Here is a 16,211-nt window from a genome sequence, read left to right as displayed (position 1 = left end):
GGAAACCGCCGGGCCCGGCCCACTCGTCCCGCCCGGCATGGACCTGCTGAAGGCTGACCTCTTTGAGAAGCTCGGCCCGCTGCTCTCCGCGGAGGCGGCCGCGGAGGCCGCGGGCACCGGAGTGGACGCGGCCGACCTGGAACAAGCCGTCTGGGTCAGGCTGCTGGAGAGCGGCCGGCGCGCCCCCGATCCCGCCGAGCCGGCGGAACCGGCGCGCTGGCTGCGCCGGGCGGTACGGGCGGAGGCCCGCCTGGCCCGGCGCCGGGCCAGGCGGGAGGTCCCGTACGACGGCCCGCCGGCCGGCGACAGCGCGGGAGACGAGCCGGCCGTCGGACGCGAGCCGGCGGTCGGACGCGAACCGGCCGCGGGGGCCGAACCGGAAGACGCCCTTCTGCACGGGGAGGCGAACCGCGCACTCCGATCGGCGGTCGCCCGGTTGCCCGGACGCTGTCCCGAACTGATGAAGGCATTTCTTTCGCCCAGAGACCTCACTTACCGTGAAATCGCAGGAGAGTTGGGTATCTCACAAGGAAGTTTGGGGCCCGTCCGTTCCCGATGCCTGGGATGTCTGCGCAGAATGCTGGCTGCAGAGGTTGCGGCTCCTGGCCTTCGGGGAAAGGAGCGGTAGACCAACGGGCTACCAGGTGAGCTGGAGGCATGCGCACATGGGCATGAGCGTGACCATTTCGGCGGCGGCTGCCGAGGACGCTGAGCAGATCTTCAAACTGCAGTACCTGGCCTTCCAGCGCGAGGCCGAGCTGTACGGCAACTACCTCATCCAGCCGCTCACCCAGTCCCTGGACTCCCTCAAGGGAGAGCTGGCAGCGGACACGGTCCTGGTGGCCCGGCTCGGCGACGAGATCGTCGGCACCGTGCGCGGCAGCGTGGACGAGGACGGCACCGGCAAGATCGCCAAGCTGTGCGTCCACCCGCGCCTGCAGGGCCACGGACTCGGCGCGCGCCTGCTGCGCGCGGTCGAGGAGGCCCTCGCGAGCCCCGGCACCACCACCCGCTTCCGCCTGCACACCGGGCACAAGAGCGAGTCCAACCTGCGCCTCTACCGCAAGGCCGGCTACGTCAAGGTCGGCGGCCGCACGGCCTCCGACGGGATCCAGCTGGTGATCCTGGAGAAGGAGGCCAAGGACCCGACCGACTTCACGGTCAGCGCGTAGTCGGTCGGTCCGCAGTCGGTCGGTCCGCAGTCGGTCGGTCCGCAGTCGTCCTGCGCCCGGTCGTCCTGCGCCCGGTCGTCCTGCGCCCGGTCGTCCTGCGCCCGTTCGCTCAGCGCTTCGTGCGCAGCCAGAGCATCCCGGTGATCGGCAGGATCACCGGGATGAACAGGTACCCCATCCCGAAGGCCGACCACACGGTCGTGTCGGGGAAGGCGTCGGGGTTCACGAGGGTCCAGGTGCCCACCGCCAGTACGCCCGCCAGCTCGGCGGCGCAGCAGACCAGCGCCGCCTTGCGGGCCGTCTCCCCGCCGCGCACCAGCGAGTACGTGATGAAGGCGTAGGCCAGCGCCGCCACGGCGGACAGCGAGTACGCGAGCGGCGCCTTGTCGAACTCGGTGGAGATCTGGAAGGCGGAGCGCGAGACCGCGCCCACCACCATCACCCCGTAGAGCCACACCAGCAGCAGCCCGGGCCCGGAGACCAGCCGCTTGCGCCCGGCGGGAGTGGCGGTCTTCGTCTCAGCGTCAGGCACCGGCGGTTCCCCAGATGTCGTAGAGCCGTACTTCGAGGACGGCGAGGACGACCGCGCCGGCGGCCACCGTCACCGATCCCCACTTGGTCCGCTCGGTCAGCGAGAGCATTCCGGCCGCCGGCACCGCGGCGAACGCGCCCAGCAGGTACGACACGAAGATCACCGTGCCCTCGTCGGGCTTCTCGCCCTGGCCCAGCTTGACCAGGCCGATCACCAACTGGGCCAGGACCAGCACGGTCACGACGGCCATGCCGATGAAGTGCCAGTCCTTGGTCGGCTGGTCGCGCCATGCGGCGTGGCCGCACCAGGCGGCGAGGGCGAGTGCGGCCACGCCTATGGCGACCGTCAGGGCGTCGAGCATGCAGCGAGGGTATTACGGGCCGAAAGATCCGATGCGCGCGCCCCTTCCGCCGGCCCCGCGCTCCCGTTGGCCGCGCGCGGTGCGCGGACCGTGGTCTTGACCACAAAGGCCCGTCCCGCCGGCCTCCGGACCGGTCCGGACGTGCGTGCTTCTGGGCCACGTCGGCGCAGGTCAGGGGCGGGAGTGCGGCAAGCGGTACGCGCCGGTGCCGTCCGCTATGCGGGCGAAAAGCGTCCGCTATCCGGACTTCATTGATCGGTCACGGGAGACGTCTGCTTTACTTGGGCCCATGACCACGACGAGCAGCCGCACCCTTGCGACCGAGGCGACGATGACGCCCGGTGCTCGTTGTATGTGTCGAATGTGCGCCTTCTGAGGGCCCCTTCCTGAGCCTCGCGCCCCGAAGCGAGACCGGCCGCGCCAGAACGTCACCAGCTGATGAACAGCACGGCTCACTCCTGCCCCGCGCATGCGACCAAGCCATCGTTTTCTGACGGTTCGTCCCGTATCGCGTCCCCAGATGTTTGCCCCGTGCCCGGCACCCCGCTGCGCCGTGCACTCGACAGCGACGGAAATCCTGTGATCACCACATCGGGCCTCACGAAGGTCTACCAGTCCCGTGGCCGCGAGGTCACCGCCCTGGACGGCGTCGATCTCCACGTCCGTGAGGGCGAGGTGTACGGAGTCATCGGCCAGAGCGGCGCCGGCAAGTCCTCCCTGATCCGCTGCGTGAACCTGCTGGAGCGGCCCACCACCGGCACCGTGAGCGTCGACGGAGTCGACCTCACCGCGCTCGCCGGCCGCGGCCGCCGCGCCGGCAAGGAGCTCCGCGAGGCCCGCAGCCGCATCGGCATGGTCTTCCAGCACTTCAACCTGCTGTCCTCGCGCACCGTCCAGGCCAACGTCGAACTGCCCCTGGAAATCCTCGGCGTCTCCGGCCGCGAGCGCTCCCGCAAGGCACTCGAACTCCTCGACCTGGTCGGCCTCGCCGACAAGGCCAAGGCCTACCCCACCCAGCTCTCCGGCGGCCAGAAGCAGCGCGTCGGCATCGCCCGCGCCCTGGCCGGCGACCCCAAGGTGCTGCTCTCCGACGAGGCCACCAGCGCCCTGGACCCCGAGACCACCCGCTCCATCCTCAAGCTGCTGCGCGACCTCAACCAGCAGCTCGGCCTCACCGTGCTGCTCATCACGCACGAGATGGACGTGGTCAAGACCGTCTGCGACTCGGCCGCCCTGATGAAGAACGGCCGGATCGTCGAGTCCGGCACCGTAGCCGAACTGCTCGCCACCCCCGGCTCCGAGCTGGCGGGCGAGCTCTTCCCGGTCACCGGCGCGGCCACCGGCCCCGACCGCACCGTCGTCGACGTCACCTTCCACGGCGAGGCCGCCGCCCAGCCGGTCATCTCGCAGCTCTCGCGCACGTACAACATCGACATCTCGATCCTCGGCGCCGCGATGGACACCGTCGCCGGCCGGCTGATCGGCCGCATGCGCATCGAACTGCCCGGCCGCTACGAGGACAACGTCGTGCCGGTGGGCTTCCTGCGCGAGCAGGGCCTGCAGGTCGACGTGATCGACGGGGCCGACGAGATCGACGACGAACTGGCCGCGCTGGTCAAGGATGGTGCGAAGTGACCTGGTCCGAAATGCAGCCCCTGCTCACCCAGGGCACCTACGACACCCTCTACATGGTGCTCTGGTCCACGCTGGTGACCGTGCTCGGCGGACTGCCCATCGGCATCCTCCTGGTGCTCACCGACAAGGGCGGCCTGCTGCAGAACCAGCCGCTCAACAAGGTCCTCGGCGTGATCGTGAACATAGGCCGCTCGCTGCCGTTCATCATCCTGCTGATCTTCCTGATCCCGGTCACCACCGCGGTCGTCGGCACCTTCATCGGCCCCACCGCCATGATCGTCCCGCTGGCCATCGGCGCCGTCCCCTTCTTCGCCCGGCTCGTCGAGACCGCCGTCCGGGAGGTGGACCACGGCCTGATCGAGGCCGTCGAGTCCATGGGCGGCGGCATCCCCACCCTCGTCGGCAAGGTGCTCCTGCCGCAGGCCCTGCCCTCGCTGGTCGCCGGCGTCACCACCACCGTCATCACCCTCGTCGGCTACTCCGCCATGGCCGGCGCCGTCGGCGGCGAAGGACTCGGCTCCAAGGCCATCACGTACGGCTTCCAGCGCTTCGAGACCGGCTTCATGGTCGCCACCGTCGCGGTCCTGATCGTCCTCGTCACGGTGATCCAGCTGGTCGGCGACGGCGTGGTCCGCCTCCTGGCCCGCCGCGGCCGCACCGCCTGACCGGCCCCACAAGCCGCCCCGACTTTCCCACCCCACAGAGCCCGCACTTGTCGTGCTTGGGCCACCACCAGCAAGTCTCGGTACTTGTTCAGCCAGAAAGGCACTCTTCGTGCGTAAGAACATCAAGCTCACCGCCCTCGCCGCCACGGCCACCGCGCTCGCCCTCGGCCTCACCGCCTGCGGCAGCTCCTCGGACCCGTCCTCCAACAAGGCCGACGGCGGCAAGACCGACGAGAGCAAGCCGCTCGTCATCGCGGCCTCCCCGAGCCCGCACGCCGACATCCTGAACTTCGTCAAGGACAACCTCGCGGCGAAGGAAGGCCTCAAGCTCGACGTCAAGGAGTTCACGGACTACGTCCTGCCGAACACCGCCACCGAGCAGGGCCAGGTCGCCGGCAACTTCTTCCAGCACAAGCCGTACCTCGACGACTTCAACAAGAAGAACGGCACGCACATCGTGCCCGTCGTGAACGTGCACCTGGAGCCCCTCGGCCTCTACTCCAAGAAGGTCAAGGCGATAGCGGACATCAAGGCCGGCCAGACCATCGCCGTCCCCAACGACACCACCAACGAGGGCCGCGCGCTCCAGCTGCTCGCCGCGAACAACCTGATCACCCTCAAGGAGGGTGTCGGCACCAGCGCCAAGCTGTCCGACATCACCGACAAGAAGGGCCTGGAGTTCAAGGAGCTGGAGGCCGCCACGGTCCCGCGCGCCCTGAACGACGTGGACGCCGCCGTCATCAACGGCAACTACGCCCTCGAGGCCAAGCTGTCGCCCGCCAAGGACGCGCTGATCCTGGAGAAGGCCGAGGGCAACCCCTACGCAAACTTCCTCGCGGTCAAGGAAGGCAGCCAGAACGACCCGCGGATCCAGAAGCTCGCCAAGCTGCTGAACTCCGACGAGGTCAAGAAGTTCATCGAGGACAAGTACCAGGGCTCGGTCGTCCCGGCCTTCGGCACCCCGGCCTCCTGAGCCGGGGCCGACCGGCCCTCGGGCCCGGCCCCGCAGTCAGGAATCTCGGCCCCGCACGCCCCTGACGGCGCGCGGGGCCGAGCTCTGCCCGCTTCCGGGCAACCCGGCCCTGCACATCCCCCGGTCGATGCTGCATGCTGTGGCCTACGACCCGTGGAGGCGGCCCGCAAGAACGGTCCCCCACCACGGTCGCATCGCACCACGGTCGCACCACGTTTCTCAGGCATGGAGCTGCGCATGACTACCACCTTCCCGGACGTCACCATCAGCACGGACCGGCTGGTGCTGCGCCCCTTCGAGGAAGAGGACGTCACCGCGCTCACCGAGATGATGAACGACGAGTACGTCACCGCCTGGACCACCGTGGCGCACCCCTACACGCACGCCGACGCGCACGGGTGGGCCACCCGCGACTCCCACGCCGAACGCACCGAGGGCCGCGGCATCGTCTTCGCCGTCACCGAGTTCCTCACCCAGCGCCTCGTCGGCATCGTCCACCTCCAGAACACCAACTGGCACACCCGCGCCACCGAGGTCGGCTACGTCACCGCCCCCTGGGCCCGCGGCGAGGGCTACGCCAGCGAGTCCGTCCTGGCCGTCGCCCAATGGCTCTTCCGCGACCAGGGGTTCGAGCGCCTCGAACTGCGCACCGCCGCCGACAACACCGCCTCCCAGCAGGTGGCCCAGAAGATCGGCTGCATCAGCGAAGGCGTGCTCCGCAACGCGTGGATAGTGCGCACGCAGACGCCCGACGGAGGCTGGACCGACACCCGCACCGACCTGATCGTCTGGAGCCTCGTCCCCGAGGACCTCGACGAAGGCGACGGATACGACGGCTTCGACTCCTACGACGGATACGCAGGCAGCACCGCCTTCGGGCAGCGGGCCGACGCGCACGGCCGCGCCGTCGGCGCCGACTGGAACTGAACCGATGACCGGGTAGTCTCACCGTGCCCGCCCCCGACGAAGCTCCCCCCGCCCCCACACCAGGAGACTGACGACGATGGCCGACCGGGTCACGGTGATCGGCTGGGACGGTTCGCCCCTGACCGCGGCCGCCCGGTCCGCGCTCTCCGCCGCCACCCTCGTGGCCGGCGCAGCCCACCACCTCACCCTCCCCGAGGTCCCGCCCACCGCCGAACGCATCCGCCTCGGCAGCCTCGGCCTCGCCGCCCGCCGCATCGCCGGCCACCGCGGCACCGCCGTCGTCTTCGCCGACGGGGACCCCGGCTTCTTCGGCGTCGTACGCACCCTGCGCGCCCCCGAGCACGGCCTGGAGGTCGAGGTGGTCCCGGCCGTCTCCTCCGTGGCCGCCGCCTTCGCCCGCGCCGGCATGCCCTGGGACGACGCCCAGGTCGTCGTCGCCCACCCGCGCACCCTGCGCCGCGCCGTCAACGTCTGCCGCGCCCACGCCAAGGTCGCCGTCCTCACCTCGCCCGGCGCCGGCCCCGCCGAACTCGCCCTGCTCCTCGACGGGGTCCACCGCACCTTCGTCGTCTGCGAGGAACTCGGCACGGACCGGGAGCAGGTGAGCGTCCTCACCTCCGACAAGGCCGCCGACCACAGCTGGCGCGACCCCAACGTCGTCATCGTCATCGGCGGCGCCGGACAGGCCCCGGCCGCCGAACCGGGCTGGCTGCTCGGTCAGGGCGCCGCCCACTCCGGCGACCGCGGCTGGGCCCGCCCGCAGCCCGACGCGGGCGAAGGGGAGTCGGCGCAGCTCCGCGCGGCCCAGCTCGCCCGGCTCGGCCCGCGCACCGGCGACCTCGTCTGGGACATCGGCGCCGGCTCCGGCGGCGTGGCCGTGGACGCCGCCGCCCTCGGCGCCGCCGTCATCGCGGTCGACGCCGACCCGCGCGCCTGCGACCGCGTAACTGCCGCCGCCCGCAAGCGCGGAGTGCAGCTCCAGGTCGTCGCCGGGCGCGCACCGCACGTACTGGAGAACCTGCCCGAGCCCGACGTCGTCCGCGTCGGCGGCGGCGGGGCCGAGGTCGTCGCGGCCGTCGCCGACCGCCGCCCCGAACGGATCGTCAGCCACGCCTCCACCCGCGACGAGGCGGAGGCCATCGGCCGCACCCTCACCGAACACGGGTACGCCGTCGAGTGCGCCCTGCTCCAGTCCGTCGCCCTCGACCCCCGCACCTGGGCTGAACAGGACCGTTCCGTGGTGTTCCTCCTGTCGGCAGAACGCCCTGTGACCCGCTGAGACGAGGGCCGGGGTAGGCTGGCCGATCGTCGTACTGCCCCGCGTTCCGGGCATGGCGACACCGCCGGAACGCGCGACGTGGCGCAGTCCACAGAGGACCGTGGCGGTTATGGCCGCCACGATGGCTAACGGGCGCGACAATGCTTACTGGTTGTCGTGCAGGCGTATGTGAGACGGACTCGTCGCACGCCGGCCCCGCACGGCAACTCCGCTTGGAGGCCTCGTGGGCGACCGGGCGACCGACGAGGCAGAACCGATGGGCGAGGGGTAAGCATGACTGACACCGGCCAGGTACCGGGCGAGGGTCTCCCGGACAGTGCGGGCATGGTGGATCAGCAGGGCGTCCCCGCTCCGGTCCAGATCCCGGCACCGATTCCCGGCGGCTACGCCTTCCAGGACCTCATGGACAATCCGGCCGAGCCGGAGGACGAGGAACTGCTGCTGATGCCGAGCGGCCAGGGCGCGTGGAGCGACCCGCAGGTCGTCCCGCCGGCCCCCGTCTTCCCCGTGGACCCCCAGCTCCCCGAGCCGCAGTACACCGACGCGTCCTACGGCGCCGAGCCCGCTTACCCCGGGGCCCCGGCGGCGTACAGCGAGCCGCCCGCGTACCCCCAGCCCGCCGCGTACCCCGAGTTCCCCCAGCCCTCCTTCCCCGACACCGGCTACAGCGCGGGCGCGCACGAGGCGGGCGGCCGTGACTCCGGCGCGCTCGACCTCGGAGGCCTCGTCGTCCCGCCGCCCGCCACCCCGGCGGCCCCCGCGGCCCCCGTGCGGCGCCCGCTGCACATGGGCCCGGCCGTGCCCGAGGCCAACGGCGGAGTCGTACGCTCCCTCGCCGACCGCGGCCCGGCCGCGAGCCCTGCGCCGGCCGCGCAGATGGCCGCCGTGCTGAGCCCCCCGGTGGCGCCCGTGCCGCTCCACCAGGCGGGGCCCCCGACCACGGGCCCGGAGTACCTGGACGTCCCGCGCGCCGAGGCCGTCGCGGCCTCCGTCCCGCAGCCGGGCGAGATCCCGCCGCAGGCCGGTGCGCCGTGGGCGGCGGAGCCCGTCGCCTCGCCGGAGCCGGTCGCCGTGCCGCAGGCCGTGCCCGCGCAGGCCGCCGAGCCCGCGCAGCAGCCCGTGGAGCCGGAGCCGCTCGCCGTCCCCGCAGAAACGGTGGTCCAGCCCGAGCAGCCGGGACAGCCCGAGCAGCCCGCGCAGCAGCCCGTGGTCGCCGAGGCGCCCGCGGCGGCCGAGGCCCCCGAGCCCGTCGCGCCGGAGCCGGTCCAGGTCGGGCCCGAGCCCGTGGCCCCGGTCGAGGCCGTCGTGGCCGAGCCGGTCCAGCCGGAGCCGGCCGTGGCGCAGCCCGAGCCGGTCGTCCCGGTCGAGGCCGTCGCCGTCGAGCCCGACCGGCCCGAGCCCGTCCAGCCCGTCCAGCCCATCGCGTCGGAGCCGGCCGAGGTCGCGCCGGAGCCCGTCGCCCCGGTCGAGGCCGTCGTGGCCGAGCCGGTCCAGCCGGAGCCGGCCGCGGCCCAGCCCGAGCCGGTCGCCCAGGAGGAGCCCGCCGAGCCCGAGCTGATCGAGGTGGCGCCGGAGCCCGTGGCCCCGGTCGAGGCCGTCGTGGCCGAGCCGGTCCAGCCGGAGCCGGCCGTGGCCCAGCCCGAGCCGGTCGCTCCGGCCGAGGCCGAGGCCGAGGCCGAGGCGCTCGCCCCGGTCGAGCCCGCCGCAGGCGAGCAGGCGGGCGAGCACCAGGGCGAGGCTGCGCCCGGATACGCCGACGCCGAGCGCGAGGCCGTCCTGCGCGTCATGCGCGAGCGCCGCGACATCCGCAACGGCTTCCGCACCGACCCCATCCCGCACGAGGTGCTGCTCCGCGTCCTGGAAGCCGCGCACCACGCGCCCAGCGTGGGCCACTCCCAGCCGTGGGACTTCGTCGTCATCCGGTCGGCCGAGACCCGCAGGGCGATGCACGAGCTCGCCCAGCGCCAGCGCGAGGCCTACGCGAAGTCCCTGCCCAAGGGCCGGGCGAAGCAGTTCAAGGCGCTCAAGATCGAGGCCATCCTCGACACCCCGGTGAACATCGTCGTCACCGCCGACCCCACCCGCGGCGGCCGGCACACCCTCGGCCGGCACACCCAGCCGCAGATGGCCCCGTACTCCGCGGCCCTCGCAGTCGAGAACCTCTGGCTCGCCGCCCGCGCCGAGGGCCTCGGCGTCGGCTGGGTCAGCTTCTTCGACGAGCGCGAGATGGTCCGCGAGCTCGGCCTGCCGGAGCACCTGGAGGTCGTCGCCTACCTGTGCGTCGGCTACGTCGACGAGTTCCCCGAGGAGCCCGAGCTCGCGCAGGCCGGCTGGTCCCAGCGCCGCCCGCTGTCCTGGGTCGTCCACGAGGAGACGTACGGGCGCCGCGCGCTGCCCGGCGAGGAGCCGCACGACCTGCTCTCGGAGACGGTCGCCAGCATCCGCCCGCTCGACGCGAAGGCGCTCGGCGAGGCCTGGGAGCGCCAGAAGCGCATGACCAAGCCCGCCGGGGCCCTGGGCATGCTGGAGATCATCTCGGCGCAGCTCGCGGGCCTCTCCCGGGTCTGCCCGCCGCCGATCCCGGAGCCGGCAGCGGTCGCGATCTTCGCGGGCGACCACGGGGTCCACGCCCAGGGAGTCACCCCGTGGCCCCAGGAGGTCACGACCCAGATGGTCGCCAACTTCCTCGGCGGCGGCGCGGTCTGTAACGCCTTCGCGAACCAGGTGGGTGCGGAGGTCTGCGTCATCGACGTCGGCGTCGCGGGTGACCTTCCGGCCACGCCGGGTCTGCTCCCGCGCAAGGTCCGGCCCGGCACGGCCGACCTCTCCACCGGCCCGGCGATGACCCGCGAGGAAGCGATCGCGGCGATCGAGGTGGGCATCGAGACGGCCCGCGACCTCGTCGCGGCCGGCAACAAGGCGCTGCTCACCGGTGAGATGGGCATCGCGAACACCACGGTCTCCGCCGCCCTGATCTCGGTCTTCACGGGCGTCGACCCGGCGGAGGTCACCGGCCGCGGCACCGGCATCAACGACGAGACGCACGCCCGCAAGGTCGAGGTCGTCCGCCGGGCCCTGGAGCTCCACCAGCCCGACCCGGCGGACCCGGTCGGCGTCCTGGCGGCCATCGGCGGCCTGGAGCACGCGGCGATCGTGGGCCTCCTCCTGGGCGGTGCCTCCCTGCGCACGCCGGTCATCCTGGACGGCGTCAGCGCCGGTGCGGCCGCCCTGGTGGCCCGCGCCATCGCCCCCGAGTCCCTGTCGGCGTGCATCGCGGGCCACCGCAGCGCGGAGCCGGGCCACGTGGCCGCCCTGAACAAGCTCGGCCTGCGCCCCCTGGTCGACCTGGACCTCCGCCTCGGCGAAGGCACGGGCGCCCTGCTGGCCCTCCCGCTGGTCCAGAGCGCGGCCCGCGCGATGCACGAGGTGGCCACCTTCGACTCGGCGGGCGTCACGGAAAAGTAGCCCCTGCGGCGAACGGCAGCAGCCAACCCCAGCCCCTCCGGCGTTCGAGGGGCGGGGTCTGGCGCGCAGCCCCCGTTTCGGGAAGGGGCGGGTAGGGGAAAGCCGCCCGCAGGGCCCGCCCCGCGCCCCCGCCCCCGCCGGGCCGTATCGTGGACCCGCACGAGAAACCGCACGTCAGCCCCGCCGCACGCACCACCCACGCACCCCGCCGCTCCAAAGCCGCAGCGGCATGACAGAACGACCGCCGCATCAGGAGCCGCATCGCCATGGCCGAACACCCCGCGTACCCCGTCGGTCTCCGACTCGCCGGCCGCCGCGTCGTCGTCATCGGCGGCGGCCAGGTCGCCCAGCGCCGCCTCCCCTCGCTCATCGCGTCCGGCGCCGACGTCCTGCTCGTCTCGCCCTCCGCCACCCCCTCCGTGGACGCCATGGCCGAGACCGGCGAGATCCGCTGGGAGCGCCGCCGCTACGAGGACGGCGACCTGGCCGGTGCCTGGTACGCCCTCATCGCCACCCGGGACCGCGAGGCCAACGACCGTGCCTCCGCCGAGGCCGAGCGCGAGCGGGTCTGGTGCGTCCGGGCCGACGACGCCGAGGCCGCCACCGCCTGGACCCCGGCCACCGGCCGCGTGGAGGGCGTCACCGTCGCCGTGCTGAGCGGCAACGACCCGCGCCGCTCCGCCGCCGTCCGGGACGCGGTCGTCGAGGGGCTGCGCGACGGCACCCTCACGGCCGCCCGTCCCCGCACCCCCGGCGTCTCCCTCGTCGGCGGCGGGCCCGGCGACCCGGACCTGATCACCGTGCGCGGCCGTCGCCTCCTCGCCGAGGCCGACGTCGTCATCGCCGACCGCCTCGGCCCCCGTGACCTGCTCGACGAGCTTCCGCCGCACGTCGAGGTCATCGACGCCGCGAAGATCCCGTACGGCCGCTTCATGGCCCAGGAGGCCATCAACAACGCGCTGATCGAGCACGCCAAGGCCGGCAAGGCCGTGGTCCGGCTCAAGGGCGGGGACCCGTACGTCTTCGGCCGCGGCATGGAGGAGCTCCAGGCGCTCGCGGCGGAGGGGATCCCGTGCACCGTCGTGCCCGGCATCTCCAGCTCCATCTCGGTGCCCGGCGCCGTCGGCATCCCGGTCACCCACCGCGGTGTGGCGCACGAGTTCACCGTGGTCAGCGGGCACGTCGGGCCCGAAGACCCGCGCTCCCTCGTGGACTGGGCCGCCCTCGCCAAGCTCACCGGCACCCTGGTGATCCTGATGGGCGTCGACAAGATCGGCCTGATCGCCGAGGCGCTCGTGCGGCACGGGCGCGCGGCCGACACCCCGGTCGCCGTCGTCCAGGAGGGCACCACCGCCACCCAGCGCCGGGTGGACGCCACCCTCGCCACGGTCGGCGAGCGGGTCCGGGCGGAGGAGGTCCGCCCGCCGGCCGTCATCGTCATCGGCGAGGTCGTCCGCGTCAACGCCCCCATCACCAGCGCCTGACAGGCCGTTGGCACCGCACCCAGGACAAGGCAGTATCACCCTGTGGCTGATCTCATCACCGTCGAGGACCCCGACGACCCGCGCCTGCGCGACTACACGGGCCTGACCGACGTCGAACTGCGGCGCAGGCGCGAGCCCGCCGAAGGCCTCTTCATCGCCGAGGGCGAGAAGGTCATCAGACGCGCCAAGGACGCCGGGTACGAGATGCGCTCGATGCTGCTCTCGGCCAAGTGGGTCGACGTCATGCGCGACGTCATCGACGAACTCCCGGCCCCCGTCTACGCCGTCAGCCCCGAGCTCGCCGAACGCGTCACCGGCTACCACGTGCACCGCGGCGCTCTCGCCTCCATGCAGCGCAAGCCGCTGCCCACGGCCGAGGAACTCCTCGCCACGACCCGCCGCGTGGTCGTCATGGAAGCGGTCAACGACCACACCAACATCGGGGCCATCTTCCGCAGCGCCGCCGCCCTCGGCATGGACGCGGTGCTGCTGTCGCCCGACTGCGCGGACCCGCTCTACCGCCGCTCGGTGAAGGTCTCCATGGGCGCGGTGTTCTCCGTCCCCTACGCCCGCCTGGAAGCCTGGCCCAAGAGCCTGGACTCGGTGCGGGAGGCGGGCTTCAAGCTGCTCGCCCTCACCCCGCACGAGAAGGCCTCGCCGATCGACGTGGCCGCCCCGCAGTCCCTGGAGCGGGTCGCGCTGATGCTCGGAGCCGAGGGGGACGGCCTGTCCACGCCGGCGCTGGTCGCCGCCGACGAGTGGGTACGCATCCCGATGGCGCACGGCGTGGACTCGCTGAACGTGGGCGCGGCGGCCGCCGTCGCCTTCTACGCGGTGGCCCAGGGCCGCCAGGCCCTCTCTTCCGGATCTTGACTGACCCGGCCACGCCCGGGAGGTACTCCCGGGCACACGGGTCCGACAGGATCCGGAGGACGCGCCCTAGAGCTTCTGGGCCGCGGCGATGCCCAGCGCCACGATCAGGGTCACCAGGACGAACACGATCAGCCGCTGCCGCATCAGCCGCGGGTCCGGCCGCGAGGGGCGCCGTCCGGTCCCCGTCGTCCTGGGCGCCGGGCGGCCGCCCGTACGGCCGGAGGTCGGCCGGGAGGACGGACCGCCGGGGCCCAGCGGATTGCGGGAGGACGAGGGCCGCGAGTGCGGCCCGCCCGGGGATCCGCCCGGGGCCCGGGGCGTGGTGGAGCCGCCGGTACGACGCTCCGTGCGCTGCTCCACGTAGTCCTCGGGGAGCCGTCCCGTCGGCCGCTCGGTCCGGGCGCGCTGCGCCGGCGGGCGGGACTCCGACAGCCCCTGCGCCTCGCGCGCCGCGATCTCCTTGAGCCGCATCGACAGCTGGAGCGTGCTGGGCCGCTCCTCGGGATCCTTGGCCAGGCAGGCCCGTACGAGGGGCGCCAGCGCGTCCGGGACCCCCTGCAGGTGCGGCTCCTCGTGCACGACCCGGTAGAGCATGACCTCGGAACTGCCGTGCCCGAAGGGCGAGTCGGCGGTCGCCGCGTAGGCGAGGGTGGCGCCGAGGGCGAAGACGTCGGTGGCGGGGGTGACGGCCGCGCCGCGCACCTGCTCGGGCGCGAGGAAGCCGGGGGAGCCGACGGCGGTACCCACATGGGTGAGCGTGCTGGCCCCGGTGGCCCAGGCGATCCCGAAGTCGATGATCCGCGGGCCCTTGGGGGAGAGCAGGATGTTCGAGGGCTTGAGGTCCCGGTGGACGACTCCCGCCTCGTGTACGGCGACCAGGCCCTCGGAGAGCGCGGCGCCGACGGCGGCGATCTGTGCGGCCGTCAGGGGGCCCTCCTCGGCCACCTTGTCGTGCAGCGAGGGCCCGGGCACGTACTGGGTGGCGAACCACGGCCGCTCGGCCTCCAGGTCCGCCGCCACCAGCCGTGCGGTGCATCCGCCCCGGATCCGCCGCGCGGCGGACACCTCGCGGGCGAACCGCGAGCGGAACTCCTGGTCCTCGGCCAGGTCCGGCCGGATGACCTTGAGCGCGACGCGCTGCCCGCGCCGGTCCGATCCCAGGTAGACCACGCCCATGCCGCCGGCACCGAGCCGCCGGTGCAGTCTGAACGAGCCGACGACACGCGGGTCCTCGCGCCGGAGCCGCATCATCGCCATGTCCACCCCGCTGACCGGTCGTCCTGTTGACGTGCCACAGCTTACGGACCATCCGGCATGCGTGCTCAGAGGCCGCGCCCTCGCCGTGGGATTCGATTGTCAGTGCGGCACAGCACACTTGAGGGAGCCTCAGGGATGCCGGACGGCAGCGCACCGCGCGTGCCCCGCACGCCCAAGCAGCCCTTGGGCCAAGGGGATTGAGGCCTCGGGGCGGGTCCGTGACCGGCCCGGTGCACCCGTACGCCGCCCACGCGCGAGTGGATCTTGCCGAGGGGTGGCGGGCGGACACGCATCAACAGGGAGTGACGGAAGTGAGAGAAGTCACTACCCTCCGGTCATCCCCTCCGGGAAGACCCCGACACCGGGGGAGCGGCCTCCACCCAGGGGAGTACACGGAGGAGGTCCCGTCATCCTCCTGGAGGCCCGGCAATGGGTACGAAGGCATGAGGCCAGGGGCCGTCCACCCGCCTAGTGTTGAAGACAAGCGGCGGGTGGCGCACTCGTCCCCCGAGGTCACGAGCCCGCCGCTGCCAAACGACAGGGAGAGGGCCATGGCGGACATCGCACGGCAGGGACGCAAGGCATTCGCGTTCAACGGCCACGAGTCCGGTACCCGCCACCCACTGGTGGCCGCGGCCATGGTGCTCCCCCTGGCCGCCCTGCTGCTCTTCCTCTTCGGAGGCTTCGACCAGCTGGTGGCACAGGCGTCGTCCGTGGGTCTGATGCCGGGGCGCTGAGCGGCGCCCCGGGCCCGGAAGAGCGGTCCGGGCCGGGACATCGGCTGTCGAACCCCGTGGGGACGGGGGAGCGGCGGACGGACGGCAGGTGAAGGGTGCTGCCCGTACGACTGGGGAGTCGGACGGGCAGCACCCTTTTTCATGCCCCGCGCAGGGGGAACGCGAAAGCCCCGGCCGAAGAGACGGCCGGGGCTTTCGATCGGTGCGCGATACTGGGATTGAACCAGTGACCTCTTCCGTGTCAGGGAAGCGCTCTCCCGCTGAGCTAATCGCGCGGGAACCACGGCTCGGAAGCCGCAGGTCAGACATGTGATGCCAGGTGCTGCGTGCGCGATACTGGGATTGAACCAGTGACCTCTTCCGTGTCAGGGAAGCGCTCTCCCGCTGAGCTAATCGCGCGGGGATCCTTGCGGATCAGTGGACGATACTGGGATTGAACCAGTGACCTCTTCCGTGTCAGGGAAGCGCTCTCCCGCTGAGCTAATCGTCCTTGGAGGTGGAGACGGGATTTGAACCCGTGTAGACGGCTTTGCAGGCCGTTGCCTCGCCTCTCGGCCACTCCACCATGGAGCTGCAGGGGTTCTCGGGAAGATCCCCCACTTCGAGCGGACGACGAGACTCGAACTCGCGACATCCACCTTGGCAAGGTGGTGCTCTACCAACTGAGCTACGTCCGCAGGTCACCGTGTTCACTCCGGGGTTTTCCCCCTTCGCTCCCTGGCGACGAGTTGAACTCTAGCGGATTCCCGGGCCAGCTCAAAAACGCGTTTCCGCAGCGTGCTGCCACCCGATCACCTCAGGTCACCTCTTCGTCACCCCACCGGCGCCGCGTCGTCACCGGTCATAGACTC

General features: G+C 72.5%; 14 protein-coding genes and 5 tRNA genes. 11 read left to right on the top strand and 8 right to left on the bottom strand.

Annotated features, from left to right (window positions below; translation table 11 throughout):
• The first annotated feature begins 37 nt into the window (after positions 1-37).
• Together OG472_RS11780 and OG472_RS11775 are read left to right on the top strand one after the other, a co-directional pair.
• Positions 38-628: an RNA polymerase sigma factor gene (locus tag OG472_RS11780; protein WP_401609274.1), complete on the top strand. Its 591-nt coding sequence runs from the start codon at positions 38-40 to the stop codon at positions 626-628.
• A 37-nt stretch (positions 629-665) separates the two neighbouring features.
• Entirely contained in the window at positions 666-1,172 is a 507-nt protein-coding gene (locus OG472_RS11775; protein WP_383572935.1) for a GNAT family N-acetyltransferase, read from the top strand.
• A 109-nt stretch (positions 1,173-1,281) separates the two neighbouring features.
• On the opposite strand, the gene OG472_RS11770 is transcribed toward OG472_RS11775, so the two are convergent.
• Together OG472_RS11770 and OG472_RS11765 are read right to left on the bottom strand one after the other, a co-directional pair.
• Positions 1,282-1,704: a hypothetical protein gene (locus tag OG472_RS11770; RefSeq protein WP_401609277.1), complete on the bottom strand. Its 423-nt coding sequence runs from the start codon at positions 1,702-1,704 to the stop codon at positions 1,282-1,284.
• On the bottom strand, positions 1,697-2,065 hold the full coding sequence (locus OG472_RS11765; protein WP_319723286.1) for a hypothetical protein: 369 nt from the start codon (positions 2,063-2,065) through the stop codon (positions 1,697-1,699). The genes OG472_RS11770 and OG472_RS11765 overlap by 8 nt, the downstream gene beginning before the upstream one ends.
• Before the next feature lie 579 nt (positions 2,066-2,644).
• Between OG472_RS11765 and OG472_RS11760 the strand changes: the two genes are divergently transcribed.
• The 8 genes from OG472_RS11760 (at position 2,645) to OG472_RS11725 (ending at position 13,366) form a co-directional block, all read left to right on the top strand.
• Positions 2,645-3,700 (top strand): methionine ABC transporter ATP-binding protein, encoded by a 1,056-nt coding sequence (locus tag OG472_RS11760; RefSeq protein WP_401609280.1) that lies wholly within the window; start codon positions 2,645-2,647, stop codon positions 3,698-3,700.
• A complete protein-coding gene (locus OG472_RS11755; RefSeq protein ID WP_319723288.1) occupies positions 3,697-4,365 on the top strand; it encodes a methionine ABC transporter permease in 669 nt (222 codons plus the stop codon). Before OG472_RS11760 ends, OG472_RS11755 begins: the two co-directional genes overlap by 4 nt.
• 109 nt (positions 4,366-4,474) lie before the next feature.
• Entirely contained in the window at positions 4,475-5,338 is an 864-nt protein-coding gene (locus OG472_RS11750) for a MetQ/NlpA family ABC transporter substrate-binding protein (RefSeq protein ID WP_405829357.1), read from the top strand.
• 237 nt (positions 5,339-5,575) lie between these two features.
• Positions 5,576-6,265, top strand: coding sequence for a GNAT family N-acetyltransferase (locus tag OG472_RS11745; protein WP_405941387.1), 690 nt, complete (start codon positions 5,576-5,578; stop codon positions 6,263-6,265).
• A gap of 76 nt (positions 6,266-6,341) precedes the next feature.
• On the top strand, positions 6,342-7,544 hold the full coding sequence (gene cbiE, locus OG472_RS11740) for a precorrin-6y C5,15-methyltransferase (decarboxylating) subunit CbiE (protein WP_405829353.1): 1,203 nt from the start codon (positions 6,342-6,344) through the stop codon (positions 7,542-7,544).
• A gap of 273 nt (positions 7,545-7,817) precedes the next feature.
• A complete protein-coding gene (gene cobT / locus OG472_RS11735) occupies positions 7,818-11,009 on the top strand; it encodes a nicotinate-nucleotide--dimethylbenzimidazole phosphoribosyltransferase (protein ID WP_405941386.1) in 3,192 nt (1,063 codons plus the stop codon).
• 266 nt (positions 11,010-11,275) lie between these two features.
• Complete coding sequence (gene cobA / locus OG472_RS11730) at positions 11,276-12,493, top strand: uroporphyrinogen-III C-methyltransferase (protein ID WP_401609295.1); 1,218 nt, start codon at positions 11,276-11,278, stop codon at positions 12,491-12,493.
• A gap of 42 nt (positions 12,494-12,535) precedes the next feature.
• On the top strand, positions 12,536-13,366 hold the full coding sequence (locus OG472_RS11725) for a TrmH family RNA methyltransferase (protein WP_405829348.1): 831 nt from the start codon (positions 12,536-12,538) through the stop codon (positions 13,364-13,366).
• Between the two features lie 66 nt (positions 13,367-13,432).
• Here OG472_RS11725 and OG472_RS11720 read toward each other — a convergent pair whose 3' ends face one another.
• Entirely contained in the window at positions 13,433-14,623 is a 1,191-nt protein-coding gene (locus tag OG472_RS11720; protein ID WP_405829346.1) for a protein kinase domain-containing protein, read from the bottom strand.
• 551 nt (positions 14,624-15,174) lie between these two features.
• Between OG472_RS11720 and OG472_RS11715 the strand changes: the two genes are divergently transcribed.
• The gene (locus OG472_RS11715; protein WP_327412946.1) at positions 15,175-15,360 is read left to right on the top strand and encodes a hypothetical protein; all 186 of its coding nucleotides are present in this window, start codon (positions 15,175-15,177) and stop codon (positions 15,358-15,360) included.
• A 203-nt stretch (positions 15,361-15,563) separates the two neighbouring features.
• Here OG472_RS11715 and OG472_RS11710 read toward each other — a convergent pair.
• The 5 genes from OG472_RS11710 to OG472_RS11690 all read right to left on the bottom strand — a co-directional run bounded on the left by OG472_RS11710 (position 15,564) and on the right by OG472_RS11690 (position 16,037).
• Positions 15,564-15,635: transfer RNA gene (locus OG472_RS11710), tRNA-Val, on the bottom strand.
• A gap of 52 nt (positions 15,636-15,687) precedes the next feature.
• Positions 15,688-15,759, bottom strand: a tRNA-Val gene (locus OG472_RS11705).
• Positions 15,760-15,778: 19 nt separating this feature from the next.
• Positions 15,779-15,850, bottom strand: a tRNA-Val gene (locus OG472_RS11700).
• 1 nt (position 15,851) lies between these two features.
• Positions 15,852-15,925: transfer RNA gene (locus tag OG472_RS11695), tRNA-Cys, on the bottom strand.
• A gap of 39 nt (positions 15,926-15,964) precedes the next feature.
• A tRNA-Gly gene (locus OG472_RS11690) sits at positions 15,965-16,037 on the bottom strand.
• Positions 16,038-16,211: the final 174 nt, after the last annotated feature.

This window comes from Streptomyces sp. NBC_00207 (genome assembly GCF_045160965.1).
Taxonomy (GTDB): domain Bacteria; phylum Actinomycetota; class Actinomycetes; order Streptomycetales; family Streptomycetaceae; genus Streptomyces.
The sequence above is the reverse complement of the archived record's forward strand: the minus strand, read 5'-3'. Positions and strand labels throughout refer to the sequence as shown.